The 19,245-nt window shown below is 61.5% G+C and carries 18 protein-coding genes; 12 read left to right on the top strand and 6 right to left on the bottom strand.

The genetic code is table 11. The features are described 5' to 3' along the window. Window positions 1-78 precede the first annotated feature (78 nt). Both xylF and xylA read right to left on the bottom strand, forming a co-directional pair. Window positions 79-1,080 (bottom strand): D-xylose ABC transporter substrate-binding protein, encoded by a 1,002-nt coding sequence (gene xylF, locus ACODSJ_RS07305; protein WP_489101077.1) that lies wholly within the window; start codon window positions 1,078-1,080, stop codon window positions 79-81. A 145-nt stretch (window positions 1,081-1,225) separates the two neighbouring features. Continuing rightward, window positions 1,226-2,542, bottom strand: a complete 1,317-nt coding sequence (gene xylA, locus ACODSJ_RS07300) for a xylose isomerase (protein WP_489101076.1) — start codon at window positions 2,540-2,542, stop codon at window positions 1,226-1,228. A 154-nt stretch (window positions 2,543-2,696) separates the two neighbouring features. On the opposite strand from xylA, the gene ACODSJ_RS07295 reads away from it, so the two are divergent. Together ACODSJ_RS07295 and ACODSJ_RS07290 are read left to right on the top strand one after the other, a co-directional pair. Next, the gene (locus tag ACODSJ_RS07295) at window positions 2,697-3,884 is read left to right on the top strand and encodes a XylR family transcriptional regulator (RefSeq protein WP_489101075.1); all 1,188 of its coding nucleotides are present in this window, start codon (window positions 2,697-2,699) and stop codon (window positions 3,882-3,884) included. A 303-nt stretch (window positions 3,885-4,187) separates the two neighbouring features. After that, on the top strand, window positions 4,188-5,078 hold the full coding sequence (locus ACODSJ_RS07290) for a hypothetical protein (protein WP_489101074.1): 891 nt from the start codon (window positions 4,188-4,190) through the stop codon (window positions 5,076-5,078). A gap of 16 nt (window positions 5,079-5,094) precedes the next feature. Here ACODSJ_RS07290 and ACODSJ_RS07285 read toward each other — a convergent pair whose 3' ends face one another. After that, entirely contained in the window at window positions 5,095-5,331 is a 237-nt protein-coding gene (locus ACODSJ_RS07285) for a hypothetical protein (protein ID WP_489101073.1), read from the bottom strand. 171 nt (window positions 5,332-5,502) lie between these two features. Between ACODSJ_RS07285 and ACODSJ_RS07280 the strand changes: the two genes are divergently transcribed. After that, window positions 5,503-5,844, top strand: a complete 342-nt coding sequence (locus ACODSJ_RS07280) for a hypothetical protein (RefSeq protein ID WP_489101072.1) — start codon at window positions 5,503-5,505, stop codon at window positions 5,842-5,844. A 106-nt stretch (window positions 5,845-5,950) separates the two neighbouring features. Here the strand turns inward: ACODSJ_RS07280 and ACODSJ_RS07275 are convergent, their stop codons facing one another. Continuing rightward, the gene (locus ACODSJ_RS07275; protein WP_489101071.1) at window positions 5,951-6,853 is read right to left on the bottom strand and encodes a LysR family transcriptional regulator; all 903 of its coding nucleotides are present in this window, start codon (window positions 6,851-6,853) and stop codon (window positions 5,951-5,953) included. A 95-nt stretch (window positions 6,854-6,948) separates the two neighbouring features. Here ACODSJ_RS07275 and ACODSJ_RS07270 point away from each other — a divergent pair, with 95 nt between their 5' ends. Then, complete coding sequence (locus ACODSJ_RS07270; RefSeq protein WP_489101070.1) at window positions 6,949-7,962, top strand: aldo/keto reductase; 1,014 nt, start codon at window positions 6,949-6,951, stop codon at window positions 7,960-7,962. A gap of 33 nt (window positions 7,963-7,995) precedes the next feature. Here the strand turns inward: ACODSJ_RS07270 and ACODSJ_RS07265 are convergent, their stop codons facing one another. Then, complete coding sequence (locus ACODSJ_RS07265) at window positions 7,996-8,373, bottom strand: hypothetical protein (RefSeq protein ID WP_489101069.1); 378 nt, start codon at window positions 8,371-8,373, stop codon at window positions 7,996-7,998. Between the two features lie 307 nt (window positions 8,374-8,680). Here ACODSJ_RS07265 and ACODSJ_RS07260 point away from each other — a divergent pair, with 307 nt between their 5' ends. Further along, window positions 8,681-10,084, top strand: coding sequence for an alkaline phosphatase D family protein (locus tag ACODSJ_RS07260; protein ID WP_489101068.1), 1,404 nt, complete (start codon window positions 8,681-8,683; stop codon window positions 10,082-10,084). A gap of 33 nt (window positions 10,085-10,117) precedes the next feature. Here ACODSJ_RS07260 and ACODSJ_RS07255 read toward each other — a convergent pair whose 3' ends face one another. Next, window positions 10,118-11,362, bottom strand: a complete 1,245-nt coding sequence (locus tag ACODSJ_RS07255; RefSeq protein WP_489101067.1) for an acyl-CoA dehydrogenase family protein — start codon at window positions 11,360-11,362, stop codon at window positions 10,118-10,120. 353 nt (window positions 11,363-11,715) lie between these two features. Between ACODSJ_RS07255 and sfnG the strand changes: the two genes are divergently transcribed. From sfnG to ACODSJ_RS07220, 7 genes are all read left to right on the top strand, one after another. Next, complete coding sequence (gene sfnG / locus ACODSJ_RS07250) at window positions 11,716-12,813, top strand: dimethylsulfone monooxygenase SfnG (protein WP_489101066.1); 1,098 nt, start codon at window positions 11,716-11,718, stop codon at window positions 12,811-12,813. Between the two features lie 14 nt (window positions 12,814-12,827). Continuing rightward, window positions 12,828-13,988 carry an AMP-binding protein gene (locus ACODSJ_RS07245; protein WP_489101065.1) on the top strand — a complete coding sequence of 387 codons (1,161 nt, stop codon included), beginning with the start codon at window positions 12,828-12,830 and terminating at the stop codon, window positions 13,986-13,988. Between the two features lie 13 nt (window positions 13,989-14,001). Further along, window positions 14,002-14,784, top strand: a complete 783-nt coding sequence (locus tag ACODSJ_RS07240) for an ABC transporter ATP-binding protein (protein WP_489101064.1) — start codon at window positions 14,002-14,004, stop codon at window positions 14,782-14,784. A 233-nt stretch (window positions 14,785-15,017) separates the two neighbouring features. Next, on the top strand, window positions 15,018-15,899 hold the full coding sequence (locus ACODSJ_RS07235; RefSeq protein ID WP_489101063.1) for a branched-chain amino acid ABC transporter permease: 882 nt from the start codon (window positions 15,018-15,020) through the stop codon (window positions 15,897-15,899). Window positions 15,900-15,912: 13 nt separating this feature from the next. Continuing rightward, the gene (locus ACODSJ_RS07230) at window positions 15,913-16,980 is read left to right on the top strand and encodes a branched-chain amino acid ABC transporter permease (protein WP_489101062.1); all 1,068 of its coding nucleotides are present in this window, start codon (window positions 15,913-15,915) and stop codon (window positions 16,978-16,980) included. 73 nt (window positions 16,981-17,053) lie between these two features. Beyond that, entirely contained in the window at window positions 17,054-18,379 is a 1,326-nt protein-coding gene (locus tag ACODSJ_RS07225) for an ABC transporter substrate-binding protein (RefSeq protein ID WP_489101061.1), read from the top strand. Window positions 18,380-18,437: 58 nt separating this feature from the next. Next, on the top strand, window positions 18,438-19,232 hold the full coding sequence (locus ACODSJ_RS07220) for an ABC transporter ATP-binding protein (protein WP_489101060.1): 795 nt from the start codon (window positions 18,438-18,440) through the stop codon (window positions 19,230-19,232). Window positions 19,233-19,245 lie beyond the last annotated feature (13 nt).

The following is a 19,245-nucleotide window of genomic DNA, read 5'->3' as shown; positions in this document are numbered from 1 at the left end:
ATGCCAGTCAGTCACGGAACCTGTGGGAGCGAGCTTGCTCCCACAGGATCTTCGCTTAACCAAAGATTTGTGCTTTGGTCACTGCCCAGCCAGTTGCGCCTTGGTGTAGAACCCGTCCTTTTCCAGCAGGTCGATGTTGTCCTTGGTCAACGGCGTCGGCGTGAGCAGGATGGTGTCGACTTTCTTGCTGCCGTTGTCGTACTGCGAGCTGAAGGTCGGTTTTTCGTTGCGCGCCAGTTGCACCGAGAGCTTGGCGGCTTCGCTGGCGATCAGTTTCAGCGGCTTGTAGACGGTCATGGTCTGGGTGCCGTCGAGCACGCGCTTGACCGCCGCCAGGTCGGCGTCCTGGCCGGAGATGGGCACCTTGCCGGCCATTTGCTGCGCGGCCAGGGCCTGGATCGCGCCGCCAGCGGTGGCGTCGTTGGAGGCGACGATGCCGTCGATCTTGTTGCCGTTACGGGTCAGGGCGTTCTCCACGATGCTCAGGGCTTCAGTGGGGTTCCATTCCTTGACCCACTGCTGGCCGACAATCTTGATGTCACCCTTGTCGATGGCCGGTTGCAGCACCTTCATCTGGCCTTCGCGCAGCACCTTGGCGTTGTTGTCGGTGGGAGCCCCGCCGAGCAAGAAGTAGTTGCCCTTCGGTGCTGCCTTGAGCACGCCGCTGGCCTGCATCTCGCCGACCTTTTCATTGTCGAAGGAAATGTAGGCGTCGATGTCGGCGTTGAGGATCAGCCGGTCATAGGACACCACCTTGATCCCGGCCTTCTTGGCTTCGGCGACGGCGTTGGTCAGCACGGTGGCGTTGAACGGCACGATGACGATCACGTCGACGCCACGGGAAATGAGGTTCTCGATCTGCGAGATCTGCTTCTGCTCGTTGGCGTCGGCCGATTGGACGAAGACCTTGGCGTCGAGTTTTTCCGCCGCCGCCACGAAATAATCGCGGTCCCGCGACCAGCGTTCCAGGCGCAGGTCATCGATGGAAAAACCGATTTTCGGGTGGGCTGCGTCGGCCATGACCGGCAGGGAGAGCAGGGCGAGGGCGCCGGCGAGCAGGGTGCGTTTGAATGTTTTCATGTGGTGCGTCCTTTTATTGTTGTTTGAAAGACACTGCCTGACGATGAGCGTGATACCGGTAGAACTGTAGAGAGTCGCGGGGCGCCGTGGGCACAGATTTGTCGCGAGAATGTAACAACCCCGACGCCCCTCGCATTGCCCATGGTCAGCGATGGATAAACCGGTTGACCACGTTCTCGAGCATCTCCTGCCGCCCGCTGACGGCCTGGGGATTGAGGTCGTTGGTAAAGGCGTGCTCGGCCAGCGATTCAAGGCTGAAATCACCGGCCAGCACCGCTTGGCCAAACGGCAGTTGCCAGCCGGCATAGCGCTGGTCCTTGAAGGCCTGCAACTGATCGTTCTGCACCATGGCCGCTGCGCGCTCCAGGGACAGGGCGAGTACGTCCATGGCGGCGACGTGACCATGGAACAGGTCGAGTTCATCCAGGCTCTGGCGCCGGACCTTGGCGTCGAAGTTGAAGCCGCCGTGACCGAACCCCCCGGCCTTGAGGATTTCGTAGGTGGCCAGGGTCATCTCCTCGACGCTGTTGGGGAACTGGTCGGTGTCCCAGCCGTTCTGTGGATCGCCACGGTTGGCGTCGATGCTGCCGAAGATCCCCAGCGAAATGGCCGTGGCGATTTCGTGGTGGAAACTGTGCCCGGCCAGGGTTGCATGGTTGGCCTCGATGTTGACCTTGATTTCCTTCTCCAGGCCGAACTGCTGCAAAAAGCCGAACACCGTGGCGCTGTCGTAATCGTACTGATGTTTGGTCGGCTCCTGGGGCTTGGGTTCGATCAGCAAGTCACCCGAAAAGCCGATCTTGTACTTGTGTTCGACCACCATGCGCATGAAGCGACCCAGTTGTTCGCGCTCGCGTTTCAAGTCGGTATTGAGCAGGGTTTCGTAGCCTTCACGGCCGCCCCACAGCACGTAGTTGGAGCCTTTGAGGCGCTGCGTGGCGTTCATGGCGCTGAACACTTGCGCGGCAGCGCAGGCGAACACTTGCGGGTCCGGGTTACTGGCGGCGCCGGCGGCAAAGCGCGGATTGCTGAAGCAGTTGGCGGTGCCCCACAGCAGCTTGATCCCGGTGTGTTCCTGGTGGCGCTCCAAGTGATCGACCATCTGCGCGAAGTGGTTGCGGTACTCCTTGAGCGAATGACCTTCCGGAGCGACATCGGTGTCGTGGAAGCAGTAGTAGTCGATGCCCAGCTTGGAGAAGAATTCGAACGCCGCTTCGGCCTTGCCGATGGCCATTTCCATCGGATCCCCGGTGTGTTGCCATGGGCGCCGGAAGGTGCCCGCGCCGAACACATCCGACCCCGGCCAGACGAAGGTATGCCAGTAGCAGACCGCCATGCGCAGGTGTTCGCGCATGGGTTTGCCGAGGACGAGCTTGTCGGCGTCGTAGTGCCGGAACGCAAGGGGCGTGTCGCTGGCGGGGCCTTCGTAGCGGATCTTGTCGACACCGGGAAAGTACGGCATGAGCGGTTTCCTTTTTATTCTTGGCGGTGTCTCGATACTAACGCTGGCCCCTGGGCTGCTGATTATGAAAATCACCAATTGGTCGTTCGATTTTGAGTATTGAGATTCGCCGTTTGCGCGCCTAGTCTGTGTGCACTCGTACAGGGTGAAACCCATGAAGACCGTCCCGCCCGTTCACCGCATCGCACTGTTGTTCAACGGCAGTAAGATCTACGACCGTGGCATCATCAGCGGCATCGGTAACTACCTGAGCAGCACGCGCGCGTCCTGGGACTTGTTCCTCGAGGAGGACTTTCTCTGTCGCCTCAAAGGCATCGAGCGTTGGCAGGGCGACGGGATCATTGCCGATTTCGATGACCCGCTGATTGGCGAGGCACTGGCCGGGATCAAGTTGCCGGTGGTGGCGGTGGGCGGTTCTTACCAGGATGAGCGGGCCTATCCCAAGGGCATCCCTTATGTCGCCACCGACAATGAGGCATTGATCCGGCTGGCCTACGCGCACCTGATCGAGGCCGGATTGACGCGTTTTGCCTGCTTCAGCCTGCCCGAGGCGCAATCCAATCGCTGGGCCCAGGAACGGGAAAAAGCCTTTCGCCGATTGCTGCAACGCGACGGCTTGCCGGTCGAGATCTACCGGGGCATGGGCACCAGCGCGCCGCTCTGGGACAGCGCCGTCGAACAACAGATCGCCTGGCTGCAAAGCCTGCCCAAGCCCATCGGCATCATCGCCGTCAGCGACGCGCGCGCAAGGCAACTGTTGCAAGCCTGCCTCACCGCCGGCATTGCCGTGCCGGAGCAAGTCGCGTTGATCGGCATCGACAACGACCCGCTGACCCGCAGCCTGACGCGGGTGCCACTCAGTTCGGTGATCCAGGGCACCGAAACCATGGGCCGTACTGCCGCGCGCCTGCTCCATCAAATGCTGCACGGCATGCCCTCCACCGGCACGCAGATACTGGTGCCGCCCGACGCGATCAACGTCCAGGTGTCGAGCCTGCATCAACCGTTGGGCAACCCTTATGTGATGCAGGCCTTGCTGTTCATCCGCCAGTACGCCTGCCAGGGCATCAAGACCGCGCAGGTGGCGGCCTATGTGGGGGTGTCGCGCTCATCCTTGGAAGCGCACTTTCGCAAGGTGCGGGGGTGCAGCGTCCACGACGAAATCCTGCGCTTCAAACTCGCGGCGGCCGCCAACAGCCTGGAAAACACCGACTTGCCGATTGCCGACATTGCGCAGGATTGCGGCTTCAAATCGGCGCAGTACCTGCACACGGTGTTTCGCCGCGAATTTGGCTGCACGCCTCGGGAATATCAGCAGGGGGTAAATACGGTCACTCAGTGATTCACTGCCGAACCGCTCTTGTGGCGAGGGAGCTTGCTCCCGCTGGGGCGCGAAGCGGCCCTGAAATCTACCACCCAGGTGTGTCAGGTTATTGAGTTTATGGAGGGAGAGGGGCTGCTGCGCCCGAGGCGTCGGACCAGCCCAGCGGGAGCAAGCTCCCTCGCCACAGGAGCGCCAAATTATTAAGGCATGAATGGATGTCTACAAAGCGCTTGGTTTTCCGGATAATGCCCTTGCTCCAGCGTCAAAGGGCGCCCGAAAGGGTGGCTCGACCCAGATGACTTCAAGAGCATGATCTGATTCATGAGTGACGACACCTACACATTGTTTAAGCGCTTTCAAACCCCGGACCCCGGCGTCGGCCCCCGGGAACAGGCGCCGATGCTGCCCCAGGAGCAGGCGTGGGCGCATGAGCGGGCGTCCATGCACCGTTTCAGCTGGATCATGGTGCTGGTGCCGCCGTTGTGCCTGGGCCCTGTGCTGCCGGCTATCGTGTTTCTACCGGGCCTGCTGCTCTATCAAGGGTTATTCGCGCCCAGCGCCGACCTTGATCGGATCGCCGGGGCCTCCCTCGGTTGGCTTGCGCTCGCCACCTTGCTGTTCATGGCGGCCTGGGGCCTGCGTAATTTCTTGCGCGATACACGCGACCCGACCCAGCGTTATTGGCAATCGATGCCAGCGCAAGGACAGGTCGAGCTTGAACGCCACACCTTGGCCTCCGGCATCAACCTGTGGTCCAACAACTATGATCCGGACTGCAACACCCTCATGCAGTGGATCGACGGCAAGCTGAAATGTGTGCAAGACAGCGGTGTATCGCAATGGATTCTGGCCAAGACCGCGGCGGGGCACTGGCTGGTGCTCACGGAGCAATTTTCGGGCGACTTCACCTACGGGCGAGTAGGGCAAATGCCGGCGCCGGACAAGCGCCTGCAACCCCATCAGCAACTGGCGATTGCCTTCGCCCCCGGCACGAACCTGGCGCTGGGGCGGCGTTTCGACGGTGCGCCGATGCCGTTGGTGGACACGTCGTACTGGCTGTCAGCCGATGAGATCAAGCGCCTTGCCGAGGCTGCCCACCATTGGAATTTCTTACCGCCGAATCGCTATGGCGTGGTCAACGAACAGGACGCCGCGTGGGTGCAACGGCTGGTGGACCGGGCGCAAGCGAGTGTTGGGTCGCAGCCACAATGAGTCCAGCCTGCTGTCACTAAAGCCAGGTATTCACCACCCGCCGATCCAGCTCCTCCCAGTCCGCCATCCCCAGCACGCGCGTGGTGTTCAACCCGCGCAGGTAACCGCGCAACTGATGAGCCGTAGCCCGTTTGAGCTCCGGGTCGGGTTCAGTGCTGCTCAACAGCACGCTTTCGTACTGGACCAGGTAATCGGCCACCCGCTCCCGGAAATCGGGGAGTACCGCGTCGCGAATCAGGTCAAATGTTCTCATGCAGAGGCCTCATCAATCGTTCCCAAGGATGCGTATTGGACGGCAGGGCGCGCAACTATTGCTAGGAGTAATAGTGACCATTACCAAATGCAAGTTCTGCTTTGCCGACAATCACTGGAAAATCACCGCCATCGAACACGCAGCCCAGTATTTTATTTTCAGGATAGACCCATGCGCCCTTTATTTTCGCTCTCCCTGGCGTTTGCCTCATTGTTGCTCGCCGGTTGTGCCTCCGCGCCGAACGACCCGACCCTGACCATGCAGACCAGCAAGACGCCAGCCCAGTACGCCGACTGCGTCGTGCCTAAATTGCAAGGCAGCGCGTTGAGCCCCACCGTCTCGCAGACCTCGCGCAGCTACCGGATCGTGGTGCCGAGCAAGGTTTCGGCGGACAACGTGCTGGAAGCCTACAAGGCTGGGGAGGGTGGCAAGGTGTTCCTCTACGAGCGCCACTTGCTGGCCTCCAACTTGCTGCCTTCGAGTTTTGAACGTGCCGCACAGGACTGCCTCTGACGGCGACACGTAACGGTTTGCACCGCGCTCCTTTGGTTGGCCGCAACCAACCAATTCCCTTGCCCCGCACCGTATTCGGTCGCGGGGCTTTTTTTGCCCGCCGGTTTCAGCGTCGCCCCGCATCCGCCCGGATGAACTCGATGAGCGCCTTGAGGGCCGGTGGCACATGGCGTCGGCTGGGGTAGTAGAGGAAGAACCGGCTTGGCGGCGCTTTCCAGGGCGCTAGCACTTGCGTGAGATGCCCATTGCGAATGTCATCGCGCACCAGCTCTTCGTAGACGTAGGCAATCCCGGCGCCATCTTTCGCGGCCTGGATCATCAGCGCATCGTCCTCAAGAATGAGCGGGCCGGTGACGGACAAACGGATCGGTTGCCCATCGGCCTGATATTCCCAGGCGTACAGTTTACCGCTGGGGAAACGCCGGGCGATGCAGGCGTGGTTTAGCAAGTCGCGGGGCGCCTGGACGGGCCCGTTTGTGGCCAGGTAAGCCGGTGAAGCAACGGTCACGAAGGATTGAGGAGGGCCGACAGGGACGGCGATCATGTCGCCGGCCAGGTTTTCGCCAAAGCGGACGCCGGCGTCAAACCCGTCGTTCACGATGTCGGTCAAGCCATCATCGGTGATCAGGTCCAGTTGGATACGTGGGTATTTGGCCACGAACGGTGCGAGCACTTTCGCAAATACCGCACGGGCCGCCGGCCGCGCCATGTTGAGGCGAAGCTTGCCGGTGGGCACGTCTTGCATCGAGGTCAATTGCGCCAGCGCATCGGCCACCTGTTGCAGGGCCGGGGTCAGCGTGGCCAACAGTTGGTGGCCGGCCTCGGTCGGGGTCACGCTGCGGGTGGTTCGGTTGAGCAGCCTGACACCCAGGCGTGCTTCCAGCGCGCGCATCGCGTGACTCAATGCCGAGGCCGAAACGCCACGCTCGTCGGCGGCCTTGCGAAAGCTGCGATGCCGAGCGACGGCGGCGAAGGCATCCAGTTCGGAAAGGTCAGGGTGTTTATTCATGAATGCTGTTCAGTAGTTCAAATACGATTATCCATCTTATCGTCATGAGATCACTTCCGGATACTGCCCACATTCATCTGTGGAGAACACTCGCTATGCAAAAGAATCGACTTGGATCGTCGGATATCCTGATTTCGCCCATTGGCCTGGGTACCTGGGCCATTGCCGGCACCGGCTGGGAATACAGTTGGGGTGCGCAGGAAGACGAGGACAGCCTGGGCGCCCTTGAATATGCCGTCGAACGCGGGGTGAACTGGATCGACACGGCAGCGGTTTATGGCCTGGGCCATGCCGAGCAGTTGGTCGGCCAGCTGTTGCGTCGGATGCCGGCATCGCGGCGTCCGTTGGTGTTCACTAAAGGCAGCCTGGTCTGGGATCCGGTTACCAAGGCGATCTCACACTCGCTGGCGCCTGAATCGTTGCTCGCCGAGATCGATGCAAGCTTGCGCCGGCTTCAGGTCGAAACGATCGATCTTTATCAGATCCATTGGCCAGCCTTTCCTGCCGACGGCAGCAGTGAAGGGATAGAAATGGCGCTTTCGGCGCTGGCGACCGCGCGTGAACAGGGGAAAATCCGGGCTATTGGCGTCTCGAATTTCGACGTCGCGCAACTCAAGCGGGCACAGGCGGTGACCGAGATCGCTTCACTCCAGCCGCCTTATTCCGCCTTGATGCGGGACATCGAGCAAGACGTCCTGCCCTTTTGCGAAGAGGCCGGGATGGGCGTGCTGGCCTATTCCACCCTTCAATCGGGGCTGCTGTCCGGCAGCATGACGCGCGAGCGCATTGCGCAGTTGCCCGACGACGATTGGCGCAAGGCGCGTAGCGCGGATTTCCAGGAACCGCGCTTGAGCGCGAACCTGGCATTGGTCGAGGTGTTGGCCGGTATCGGCGAACGGCACGGGGTGAGTGCGGCCGCCGTCGCCATTGCCTGGGTGCTGCGCAAGCCGGTCGTGACCGGCGCCATCGTCGGTGCGCGTCGCCGCGCCCAGGTCGATGGGCTGGTCGCCGGTGCACAGCTGCAGCTGAGCGCCGAGGAAATCGAGGAAATTCGACCCTTCTTGCCGCTGGGCATGGGCACGAATGTGCCCGGATCGTCTGCGCGATGACGAGTGCCGCTGGCGGCCTCGCCTTGTCATTGCCTAATGACTGACCACGGGGTAGTGCTTGATACGACACGCATGGGAGTTGCCGTCGCCTTTGCAGATGCCATCCAGGTACCGGTAGTCGACCCGCAGCGACTGCCCTTTGGCGGGCCATTGCTTGCGCGCAAGGGTGGCTTGGTAATCAGGCGTTTCAGGCGTGAAAGCGATCGTCGCGCCGGCCTCCGGGCATTGCACGGCAGGTGATGCCGGACGGACCTTCAGGACCTGCGCCCTGAGCTGCGGGTAGGGATTTTTCACGACTTCAGTGACGCGCAGCTCCAGGCGGCAGATCTGCCATGTTCCCGCCTGCACGGACCCGCACAGTAGGGAGAGCGTCAGGGCGAGTAGAGCGGAGCAGGTTGTAGAAGGAGTCATTTGGCCTTGCCTGGTTACGAAGGTTTGGGCGCATCTGGCGTTACCAGGGCTTGTACGAAAAGTGCATGCGCGTCTTTTCGTTCAAACCCTAGTCCGAAATGCAATAACACCTATGGTAAAAAATTCGAAATCGGCACGCCTCACTATTTGACGCTGCAGCGAGCATCGGCTTTTCTTGTGCTGAACCCAACAACGATTACTTCTTATAAGCCAATCGCTACAGAGCGCTCAGCATGGATGTTTGTGCGTGTCTTCCAACGTTGATCACTCCTGTTGCCGAGTCGCTTTTCGATAGCAGGAGGCAGCGATGCAGTTAAAGGACGCGACGGTCGGTCCCATTGTGGGCTACACCGACTCCAAACACGCTCGGCTCTGGTTCAGGGGGACATTGGATGCACCTACGCCGGACACTTACAATCGCTGTTTTGGCGCCCTTCGATTGCGTGAGAAGAATGGGCAGTGGCAAGGCGTCCTGCACAACAAGATGTCGCCCAACTTCGACATGACGGCGGTTTTTGTCTTGCAAGGATTGAAGGCAGAAACACAGTACGAATACCAGGTGGGTTGGATCATTCTCGACACCGAACTCGAAGGTTTCTCGTCCATTCCGGACACGACCTTCGTATTCCCTGAAAAGATATTCAGTTTTCGCTCAGGAAAAGATAAAGGTTCCGCCAGCCGCTCCTACGTTGCAGGCTCTTGCCGCTATTTGCTCAAGCTGTTTGGCTTGAACATTTTCGATGACCGGGGCGACAAGATGTTCCAGAGCATCCTCAAGCATGCCGAAACCAACGTGCTTGATGGCGTTGTCATGGTGGGGGACCAGATCTATGCGGACGACCTGAATTTTGTCTCGCCGGACACACGCATCAACGAATTTTTCGAACGTTACCGCCAGGCCTTCAAGCAGCCAAACATTCGCGAGCTGATGTCTCGCTACCCGACCTACATGATCCTGGACGATCACGAAATCGAAGACAACTGGCCCAGCAATGCAGACGTCGTTGATTGGAAAACCCTTTATCCCGCCGCCATACATGCCTACCTGACCTACCAGGCCAGTCATTCACCCCTGTACGGGGTTTCTTCCGATGCGCGAATAGAGGGGGTGCCAAACAAACTGTGGTACAGCTTTTCCGATGGGTTGATCGACTGGTTTTTCATGGACTCGCGAACCGAACGTTCCGCACCCGGAAGACCGTTGAAAATGATCAGCGACGTTCAGATGGAGGGACTGCTCAGTCACCTGAAATCCAATAAAGGCAGTTATAAGTTCGTGGTCACTTCGGTCCCCATGTTTCCGGATTTCACCTCGGAAACGGGCGATAAATGGATGGGCTATCCCGAACAACGCGAAGTGATCCTGTCCTTCATCAAGAAAGAAAAAATCAAGAAGGTCTATTTCATTTCTGGCGACGTGCATTGTTCCTTCTGTGCTGAGCTGACGTCGCAAAGCGATCCGGCCTTTCGGGTTTATCAAATCGTTTCTTCGTCGTTTTTCTGGCCTTATCCGCACATGAGTGCTTCGGGGTGCATCATCGGTCCGGTCAAATCGATCGTCGAACCGCAGGATTATGTCGCTACGCTGAAATCGGATGTTTATTCCGATGACAATTTTTCCATCATTGACGTCAAGAAGGACGCGGTCACGGTTTCTTTTTACGATAGAAAAAACAAACCGCTGGGGGGCAAGACGATACTCAAGTCTTAGAGTTTGCCCGGCCTGCAAGGCCGGGCAATGCGTTCAGGCCTGTTTCGATCCCCCTCCAATCTGCCAGACATACGGCGGCTCGGTCCCGTTGATTTCCCAGTCACCGATGATACGTTCCTTGTAGATCAGCGGGTTGTGGGAGGCGGCGGTGCGGGCGTTGCGCCAGTGGCGGTCGAGGGTTTTGCCGGTGCTGGTGGCCGAGGCGCCAAGGGCGTTGAACAGATCGCTGGTGGCGCGGAGCACCAGGTCGGAGATGACGATCTGGGCTTGGGCCGATTCCAGTTCGGCCAGGATGTTGGCGGTGTGTTCTTGCTCGGTGTCCTGGCCGAAGCGGCTTTCATAGGCGCGTTGGGAGGCGCCGGCAGCGCGCAGGGTGGTGGCTTCGGCGGCATAGACCTGGCTCGATGCCTTGCCGATCACTTGCTGCACTTGCACGTCCTGGCTCACTTCGCTGGCATTGCCGGTGCTGAAGACCCGCGTGCGCTTGCGCACTTGTTCGGTGAAATCGCGTACCGCCGCACGGCCGGCGCCGGTCTGTACGGCCAGCAGGACCAGTTGATAGAACGCGGTCTGGTACTTGAAGCGGGTGGCAAAGTCGATGAGGTTCTCGGCCTCGACCACCGCATTTTCGAACACCGACGTACCGCTGCCGGTGGTGCGCTGGCCGAAACCGTCCCAGTCATCGCTTTGCTTGATGCCTGGTTGGTGTGCGCGCACGGCGGCGATCACATCGTTGCCATTGTCGTCACGCTGGGCGAACAGATCGATCCAGTCGGCGAAGATGCTGCCGGTGCTGTAGTACTTGGTGCCGTTGACCACCCATTTGTCGCCTTGGCGGGAAACCCGGGTACCGACCTCGCCGATTTTCACGCTGCCCACTTCTGTCCAGGCATTGCCCACCAGTTCACCTTCGACAAAGCGCTTGAACCAGATGTCCTGAGGGCTGCTGGCGTGTGCGTTGAGGCGATCCTCGACAAAGGCGAAATGTCCGCGCAGTGCCTGGGGCAGGTTGGAGTCGGCCTCGGCCAGTTCGATCAGCAGTTGCAACAACTGCGGCAACGAGGCGCCGGCGCCGCCGTATTCGAGGGGGACACGCACTGCGCCAAAACCGGCTTGGGTGAGCCACTTCACTTGTTCGAAGGGCAGGCTGCGGGTTTGCTCGCGCTCCAGGGCGCCGGCCTGGATGCGCGCGAAGATCGGCCGGAATCGTTGGGCCAAGGCTTCATAGTCGGTGCCGGTGGACAGGACCGGCGGCAGGTGTTGTTGCTGTGCAGTCATGGTGACGTTCCTTCTGATGACGAGAGGTCGAGCGGTGTCCAACGGTCATTGCACAGTCCATGCCCGCTGCCGTGGGCCTTTGAATTCGGGGGATGCACAGTGCCGGAGAGCGCCGCGCCTGTGCTCCGGCGAACAATGTGCTGGGCGACTGTACGCCAGGCAACAGCAGGGGCGATCTGGCGGGTGTTGGCAGGGCAACAGCGACTCGACAGCTTGTCTGGCACGGGACAGTGGTTGTCTTGAGATGTTGTTCAACTAATTGATTTTAAAGCAAATAATTAAGTGGCACGGTTGCTGCTGAGGGCCTTGTGCAGACGCTGAGGTGGCGTCTTCCAGCATGAGGAAGTACAGACATGAGCCAGGACCCGATCAAATTTGCCTACTGGGTGCCCAACGTCAGCGGAGGTTTGGTGGTCAGCAAGATCGCGCAGCGCACCGACTGGGGCATCGACTACAACCGCAAGCTGGCGCAGATCGCCGAAGAGGCGGGTTTCGACTACGCCTTGACCCAGATCCGGTTCACCGCCGGCTACGGTGCCGAGTACCAGCACGAATCGGTGGCGTTCAGTCACGCGTTGCTGGCCGCCACAACACGCTTGAAAGTCATTGCCGCCGTGTTGCCAGGCCCCTGGACGCCTTCGGTACTGGCCAAGCAGATCGCGACCATCGATCAACTGACCAACGGCCGGGTGGCGATCAACGTGGTGTCGGGCTGGTTCAAGGGCGAGTTCACCGCCATTGGCGAACCGTGGCTGGAACACGATGAGCGCTATCGCCGTTCCGAGGAGTTCATCACTGCGCTCAAGGGCATCTGGACCACCGACAACTTCACGTTCCGTGGCGACTTCTATCGCTTTCACGATTACACCCTCAAGCCCAAACCGTTGCAGCAGCATCCGGAGATCTTCCAGGGCGGCAGTTCCCGGGCAGCGCGGGACATGGCGGCCAGGGTGTCGGACTGGTATTTCACCAACGGCAACACCGTGGAAGGGGTCAAGGCGCAGGTCGATGACATCCAGGCGAAAGCGGCGGCCAACCAACATAAGGTCAAGGTCGGTGTGAATGCCTTCGTCATTGCCCGCGACACCGAGGAAGAGGCCCGGGCGGTGCTCGCCCAGATTATCGACAAGGCCGATCCCGAAGCCGTCAACGCATTTGGCGCTGCCGCGAAACAGGCCGGCCAGGCCAGCCCGGAAGGTGAGGGGAACTGGGCCAAGTCGAGCTTCGAAGACCTGGTGCAGTACAACGACGGCTTCAAGACCAACCTGATCGGCACGCCGCAGCAGATTGCTGAACGGATCGTCGCGCTCAAGGCAGTGGGGGTGGATCTGGTGCTCGCCGGCTTTCTGCACTTCCAGGAGGAAGTCGAGTACTTCGGTCGCAAAGTCTTGCCGTTGGTGCGTGAGCTGGAACAGCGCAAGGCCCCGGTCAGAACGGCGGCAGTCGCTTAGGCGCGGGAGGCAGCATGGGCACGTTCACCGGCATCCCCCACACGCAACCGGCCAGCTTACCCCAGTGGTTGCAGCGACAGGCGCATCAGCACAGCGCCGATGTCGCGCTGCGCCACAAGCATTTGGGCATCTGGCAAGTGCAAACCTGGGGGCAACTGGCCGACGAGGTGCAGCGCTTGGCGAGTGCCCTGCAAACCCGCGGTTTCTCGGTGGGCGCGACCCTGACGATCATCAGCCGACCGAGGCCGCAGGCGCTACTTGCCGCCTTGGCGGCACAGTGGCTGGGCGGGGTGGCGAGCCTGTTCGATCCACTGGAGGCTGCGGCCGGGCAAGTGCAACGGCTCGGCACCTTGCAGCCGGATTTCGTCCTGGTCGAAGGCTTGGAGGAGATCCTGCGCCTGCGCGCCGCGCAAGTGGCTCCGCGCGTGCTGGTTTACCTCGACAAGCGTGGCCTGGGGGACTCGGTCGTTGCTGACCAGGCGCTGGATTACACCGCGCTACTGACCCAGCGACCTCACGCTGAACTGCCGCCGCAAGGGCCTGCGCAGCAAGGGGCATTCGTCTTTTATCGCGGGGCTGGACAGGCGATTGAAGCGCAACGCATCAGCCATTCCGAGCTGTTGCAGGAAGGCCAGCGATTGGTGGTGCGCGAAGGCTTGGGCCGCCAGGAAGAGGCCCTGGCCGCGCGGGCTTTTGCTTCGGGCGGACAGGCCCGCTACCTGCTCGCACCCTGGCTGATTGTCGGTTTTCGCCTGAACTTTCCCGAGAACCTGGCGACCCGTGATCGCGACCGGCGCGAGTTGGGGCCAACCCTGGTGGCCGGTACCCGTGAAACCTACGAACGCTTGCACCGTTATGCGCTGGAGCGTTTGCCGGAACCGGGCGGTTGGTCGCGCGGGTTAGTGGAGTGGGCGCTGGCGGCGCAACCAGGACTGTTGCAGCGCTACGTGGGCCATTGGCTGGTTCGCCGGCCCCTGCGCGATGTGCTGGGTTTTTCCCGGACCCGCGCGCCGTTGTTGGTGGGCGATGCCTTGTCGCCCGAGGCCCAGGTATTTTTCCAGGCGCTGGGTATCCAGGTTCGCCAGTGGAGTGATTCGGCCCAGTGGGATGTGCCGATTCTTCCCGTGGAGCAAACCGTCAATGACTGGACCGGGCGCCAGTCGCAACTGGCCTGAGAGGAGACGCACCATGCCCGAAGTGACCACCGCGCACCTGCTGGAACTGGAACATATTTCGCTGTCATTCAAAGGCGTCAAAGCGGTCACGGACATCAGCTTTCGCGTCGCCACCGGTGAGATCTGCGCCTTGATCGGCCCCAACGGTGCCGGCAAGAGTTCGCTGCTGAATGTCATCAGTGGGGTGTACCGGGCCCAGGAGGGGCGTATCCGGTTTGACCGCCAGGAGCGGCGCCGGATGCGCCCCCATGACGTGGCGGTACGCGGCATCGCCCGCACCTTCCAGAACATCGCGCTGTTCAAGGGCATGAGCGTGCTCGACAACGTGCTCACCGGGCGCAACCTCAAGCGTCGCAGCAGTTGGATCGAGCAGGCACTGCGGGTCGGTCGAGCACGCGCCGAGGATGACCTCCAGCGCGAAGCGGCCGAGCGAGTCATGGCGTTCCTGCACCTGCAACCCTGGCGCGACGTCCTGGTGGGCACGCTGCCCTATGGCTTGCAGAAACGCGTGGAGCTGGCCCGTGCCTTGGCCGCGGAGCCTCGGCTATTGCTGCTGGACGAACCCATGGCCGGAATGAACGCCGAGGAAAAGCAGCAGATGAGCCGCTTCATCGTCGACATCAATCGGGAACTGGGCACCACCGTGGTGTTGATCGAGCATGACATCGGCGTGGTGATGGACATCAGCGACCACGTGGTGGTGCTCGACTACGGTCGCAAGATCGGCGACGGCGCGCCCGAATACGTACGGCAAAACCCCGAGGTCATTGCGGCTTACCTGGGGACTCGCCACTGACATTGGAGAAGCGCTGCCTTCCCCACAGGGCGGGTAGCCAAGTTGCGCCCGCAGAACAGGAACAGGCATGGAATTCTGCTCAGTTAAGGCAGACGCCAAACCCGTGGCGAGGGAGCTTGCTCCCGCTGGGCTGCGTAGCGGCCCTTCTTGTGAGTGCTACGCACTCAAGCGGGAGCAAGCTCCCTCGCCACAGGATCCTCGTTCGTACGGACTGCACAGCATTAGGAACAGCGATGGAATTTTTCTTTGAAGTATTGATTGGCGGGTTGCTGGCAGGGGTGATGTACGCGCTGGTGGCCATCGGTTTTGTGCTGATCTACAAGGCCTCCGGCGTGTTCAATTTTGCCCAGGGCGCGATGGTGCTGTTTTCGGCGCTGACCTTCGTCAGCCTGCTGGAACGTGGAGTGCCGTTCTGGCTGGCGTTTCTCATCAGCCTGGCGGCGATGCTGCTGGTGGCGGTGCTGGTGGAGCGCGTGGTGCTGCGCCCGCTGGTCAACCGCTCGCCCATCACGCTGTTCATGGCCACCCTCGGGCTGTCCTACGTCATCGAAGGGTTCGCCCAGGCGCTGTGGGGCGCCCAGGTGCATGGGCTGGAGCTGGGCATCAGCGACGAACCGTTGGAGCTGGGCGGGATGCTGCTGTCGCAGTTCGATATTTTCGCCGCGCTGACGGCGGCGGTCCTGGTGCTGCTGTTGTCCTGGCTGTTCAACAAGACCCGGCTCGGGCTGTCGTTGCGGGCGGTGGCCGATGATCCGCTGGCGGCGCTGGCGGTGGGCATCCGCTTGCAGCGAGTCTGGGTGGTGGTGTGGGCCGTGGCGGGGTTTGTCGGGCTGGTCGCCGGCCTGCTCTGGGGCGCTCGCCTGGGGGTGCAGTTTTCCCTCTCGCTGGTGGTGCTCAAGGCCTTGCCGGTGCTGATCATTGGCGGCTTCACCTCCATCAGCGGCGCGATTGTCGGCGGCTTGATCATCGGCGCTTCGGAGAAGTTGGCGGAGGTCTACCTCGGGCCCTTCATCGGCAGCGGCATCGAAAACTGGTTTCCCTATGGGCTGGCGCTGCTGTTCTTGCTGGTGCGTCCGGCGGGGCTGTTTGGCGAACGCGCCATCGAACGGGTTTAGGAGGGCAAGCACCATGTTTTATCGAGAAACCGGCCAGTTCAACACACGCTACGCCGAGGACCGCCGGGTCTTCGCCTTGCGCCAGGATCGCCAGGGGCTGGCCGCGTTGCTGCTGTTTGCCTTCGTCGCGGTGCCGTGGCTGGGGAACGACTATTGGTTCAGCGCGATCCTTATTCCGTTCCTGGTGCTGTCCCTGGCCGGTTTGGGGCTCAACGTGCTCACTGGTTATGCCGGGCAACTGTCGCTCGGTTCGGCGGCATTCATGGCGGTGGGGGCCTTTGCCACTTACAACCTCGAAGTGCGGGTAACCGGCTTGCCGTTGCTGGTCAGTATCGCCCTGGGCGGGTTGGCGGCGGCGCTGGTGGCGGCGTTGTTCGGCCTGCCGAGCCTGCGCATCAAGGGCTTCTACTTGCTGGTGTCGACCCTGGCGGCGCAGTTCTTCGTGACTTGGGCACTGACCCGGTTCAGTTGGTTTTCCCATGACAGCGCGTCAGGCGTGATCAGCGCGCCGCGCCTGGAGGTGTTCGGGGTGAACCTGGATGCGCCGGTCGGGCGCTATCTGCTGACCCTGTCGGTCGTGGTGGCGCTGTTCTGGCTGGGCAAAAACCTGGTGCGCAGCGAATTGGGGCGCAACTGGATGGCGGTGCGCGACATGGACACCGCTGCCGCCGTGATCGGCATCGCCCTGGCGAAAACCAAGCTGCTGGCCTTCGCCATCAGCGGTTTTTTCCTCGGGGTGGCGGGTGCGCTCTGGGCCTTCGCTTACCTGGGGACGGTGGAGCCCCACGGCTTCGATCTCAACCGGTCGTTCCAGATCCTGTTCATCATCATTATCGGCGGCCTCGGCAGCCTGCTGGGCAACTTCCTCGGCGCGGCCTTCATCGTTCTGTTTCCGGTCCTGCTCTCGAACCTGGTGGCGCTGCTGCCCGGCGGGCTGGTTGACGCCGGCCAGGTGGAAAACCTGCAGAAGATGATTTTCGGCGCGCTGATCATCCTGTTCCTGATCAAGGAGCCAGAGGGCCTTGCACGCCTCTGGCAGAGATTTTGCCAGCGCGCACGGCTCTGGCCGTTGCGCTACTGAGCGAACCGCAAGAAACGCGGGTTTGCCGTTCCACTCCGTTGGCTTACCACTGGCCTCATACCAAGGAAAATCCATGTCCAAACGATCATTCGCCAGCCGCCTGGTGTTGGCGCTGAGCCTTACCGCCGGGGCCTTCACCGCCCACGCGGACAACGAACAGTACTTCCCGCTGCAAAGCTATCGCGTCGGCCCTTATGCGGCCGGCGGGACGGGCTTTTTCGGGGGCTTTATCGACTACCTCAAATACGTCAACGCCAACGGCGGCGTGAACGGCGTCAAGTTGACGTGGAGCGAGTGCGAGACCGAATACGTGGTGGAAAAAGGCGTGGAGTGCTATGAGCGCCTGAAGAAGGGCTTGAACGGCGCACCGGCGGCGGCCACCAATCCGCTGTCGGTGGGCATTGCCTACGCCACGCTGGAGCGTTCGACCGCCGACAAGCTGCCGCTGATCACCATCAACCACGGCCGCACGGACTCCACCGACGGCAGCGTGTTTCCCTACGTCTTCCCGTTGCAGTTGAACCCGTATTCGGAAGTGTCGGCGATCGTCAACTACATCGGCCAGCGTGCCGGCGGACTGGACAAGCTCAAGGGCCTGAAGATCGTCACCCTGTACCACGGCTCGCCCTACGGCAAGGAAACCAACGAGGTCTTGCAGACCCTGGCCAACCGGTACGGCTTTGCATTGACGCTGCTGGAAGTGCCCCATCCAGGCAACGAGCAGCAGTCGCAATGGCTGAACATCCGCCGGGAAAAACCTGACTGGGTGATCCTGCGCGGCTGGGGCGTGATGAACCCGGTGGCGCTGAAAACCGCGCAGAAAGTCGGCTTCCCGGCCGACCATATCATCGGCAACATCTGGAGCAATTCCGAAGACGATGCCGCGCCGGCCGGCGCGGCGGCCAAGGGCTTCATCGCCATCACCACGCACCCCTCGGGCACCGATTTCCCGGTGTTGCAGGGCATCAAGCAGCAAGTAGTCGACGCCGGCAAGGGCGACCTGGCCGATCCCAAGCGTTTCGGCACCGTGTATTACAACCTCGGGGTGGTCAACGGCATCCTCAATGTCGAAGCCTTGCGCATTGCCCAGCAGAAGTTCGGTGACAAGCCCCTGACCGGCGAGCAGGTGCGCTGGGGCTTCGAGCACCTCAAGCTCGACGACGCCCGCCTCAAGCAATTGGGGGCGCTGGGCCTGGTGCAGCCGTTGCAGTTGTCGTGCGCGGACCATGAAGGCGGCGGTGCGGTGCGCTTCCAGCAATGGGACGGCACGCAGTGGAAGCTGATCAGTGATTGGGTCCAGGCCGACCGCGCCTTGTTGCGCCCGATCATCGAAGCTTCCTCGCATCAGTACGCCCGGGAGAAGGGTATTACCCCGCGTGATTGCAGCCAGGAATCCTGAGGCATTGCGGCGACCGGCGCGTGACCCCGGTCGCCATTTTTCGAAGAGGCGATAGAGCATGACGAATGGGCCGATCCTGCAAGTCGACGATATTGAAGTCCTGTATGAACAAGCCGTCCTGGCGGTGCGCAGCGTGTCGCTGAGCGTGGAAAAAGGACAGGTCGTGGTGTTGCTGGGGGCCAACGGCGCGGGGAAGAGCACCACCTTGAAAGCGGTGTCCAACCTGGTCCGCGCCGAACGGGGCGAAGTGGTGCGCGGGCGCATTGTCTATCAGGGCGAGGAGGTGACCCACAGCGCGCCCCATACCCTGGCGGCGAACGGCCTGGTGCAAGTGCTCGAAGGCCGGCATTGCTTTGCGCAGTTGAGCGTGGAGCAGAACCTGTTGGCCGGTGCCCTTGCGCGCCAGGTGCCACGGCGCCAACTCCTGGCAGACCTGGAGTCGGTGTATGCACACTTTCCCCGCTTGAAATTGCGCCGCAAAAGCCTGGCCGGCTACACCTCCGGTGGCGAGCAGCAGATGATCGCGATAGGCCGGGCGTTGATGGCCAGGCCGCGACTGGTGCTGCTGGACGAGCCGTCCATGGGCCTGGCTCCGCAGATCGTCGAGGAGATTTTCGAGATTGTCCACCAGCTCAATCGGCGCGAGGGTGTCAGCTTCCTGATCGCCGAACAGAACATCCATGTCGCCCTGCGTTACGCCCACTATGGCTACGTGCTGGAGAGCGGCCGCGTGGTCAGCGAAGGCCGCGCCGAGCAACTGGCGGCACGGGGCGATCTACAGGATTTCTACCTGGGCGCAGGGACGAGGGGCGAGCAGGGCGCCGGGCTTGAAGCACAGCGCTTCTCATCATGAGTTCCGAATCGCT

The organism is Pseudomonas sp. FG6, from assembly GCF_057809015.1.
The sequence above is the reverse complement of the archived record's forward strand: the minus strand, read 5'-3'. Positions and strand labels throughout refer to the sequence as shown.

What these genes read in the sequence shown, in the direction of transcription:
- ACODSJ_RS07230 (WP_489101062.1), top strand. Translation starts at nt 15,913, where the DNA reads ATGTTTTATCGAGAAACCGGCCAGTTCAACACACGCTACGCCGAGGAC.
- xylF (WP_489101077.1), bottom strand. Translation starts at nt 1,080, where the DNA reads ATGAAAACATTCAAACGCACCCTGCTCGCCGGCGCCCTCGCCCTGCTC.
- ACODSJ_RS07240 (WP_489101064.1), top strand. Translation starts at nt 14,002, where the DNA reads ATGCCCGAAGTGACCACCGCGCACCTGCTGGAACTGGAACATATTTCG.
- ACODSJ_RS07225 (WP_489101061.1), top strand. Translation starts at nt 17,054, where the DNA reads ATGTCCAAACGATCATTCGCCAGCCGCCTGGTGTTGGCGCTGAGCCTT.
- ACODSJ_RS07275 (WP_489101071.1), bottom strand. Translation starts at nt 6,853, where the DNA reads ATGAATAAACACCCTGACCTTTCCGAACTGGATGCCTTCGCCGCCGTC.
- ACODSJ_RS07270 (WP_489101070.1), top strand. Translation starts at nt 6,949, where the DNA reads ATGCAAAAGAATCGACTTGGATCGTCGGATATCCTGATTTCGCCCATT.
- ACODSJ_RS07255 (WP_489101067.1), bottom strand. Translation starts at nt 11,362, where the DNA reads ATGACTGCACAGCAACAACACCTGCCGCCGGTCCTGTCCACCGGCACC.
- ACODSJ_RS07260 (WP_489101068.1), top strand. Translation starts at nt 8,681, where the DNA reads ATGCAGTTAAAGGACGCGACGGTCGGTCCCATTGTGGGCTACACCGAC.
- ACODSJ_RS07290 (WP_489101074.1), top strand. Translation starts at nt 4,188, where the DNA reads ATGAGTGACGACACCTACACATTGTTTAAGCGCTTTCAAACCCCGGAC.
- ACODSJ_RS07245 (WP_489101065.1), top strand. Translation starts at nt 12,828, where the DNA reads ATGGGCACGTTCACCGGCATCCCCCACACGCAACCGGCCAGCTTACCC.
- xylA (WP_489101076.1), bottom strand. Translation starts at nt 2,542, where the DNA reads ATGCCGTACTTTCCCGGTGTCGACAAGATCCGCTACGAAGGCCCCGCC.
- ACODSJ_RS07285 (WP_489101073.1), bottom strand. Translation starts at nt 5,331, where the DNA reads ATGAGAACATTTGACCTGATTCGCGACGCGGTACTCCCCGATTTCCGG.
- ACODSJ_RS07220 (WP_489101060.1), top strand. Translation starts at nt 18,438, where the DNA reads ATGACGAATGGGCCGATCCTGCAAGTCGACGATATTGAAGTCCTGTAT.
- ACODSJ_RS07280 (WP_489101072.1), top strand. Translation starts at nt 5,503, where the DNA reads ATGCGCCCTTTATTTTCGCTCTCCCTGGCGTTTGCCTCATTGTTGCTC.
- sfnG (WP_489101066.1), top strand. Translation starts at nt 11,716, where the DNA reads ATGAGCCAGGACCCGATCAAATTTGCCTACTGGGTGCCCAACGTCAGC.
- ACODSJ_RS07235 (WP_489101063.1), top strand. Translation starts at nt 15,018, where the DNA reads ATGGAATTTTTCTTTGAAGTATTGATTGGCGGGTTGCTGGCAGGGGTG.
- ACODSJ_RS07295 (WP_489101075.1), top strand. Translation starts at nt 2,697, where the DNA reads ATGAAGACCGTCCCGCCCGTTCACCGCATCGCACTGTTGTTCAACGGC.
- ACODSJ_RS07265 (WP_489101069.1), bottom strand. Translation starts at nt 8,373, where the DNA reads ATGACTCCTTCTACAACCTGCTCCGCTCTACTCGCCCTGACGCTCTCC.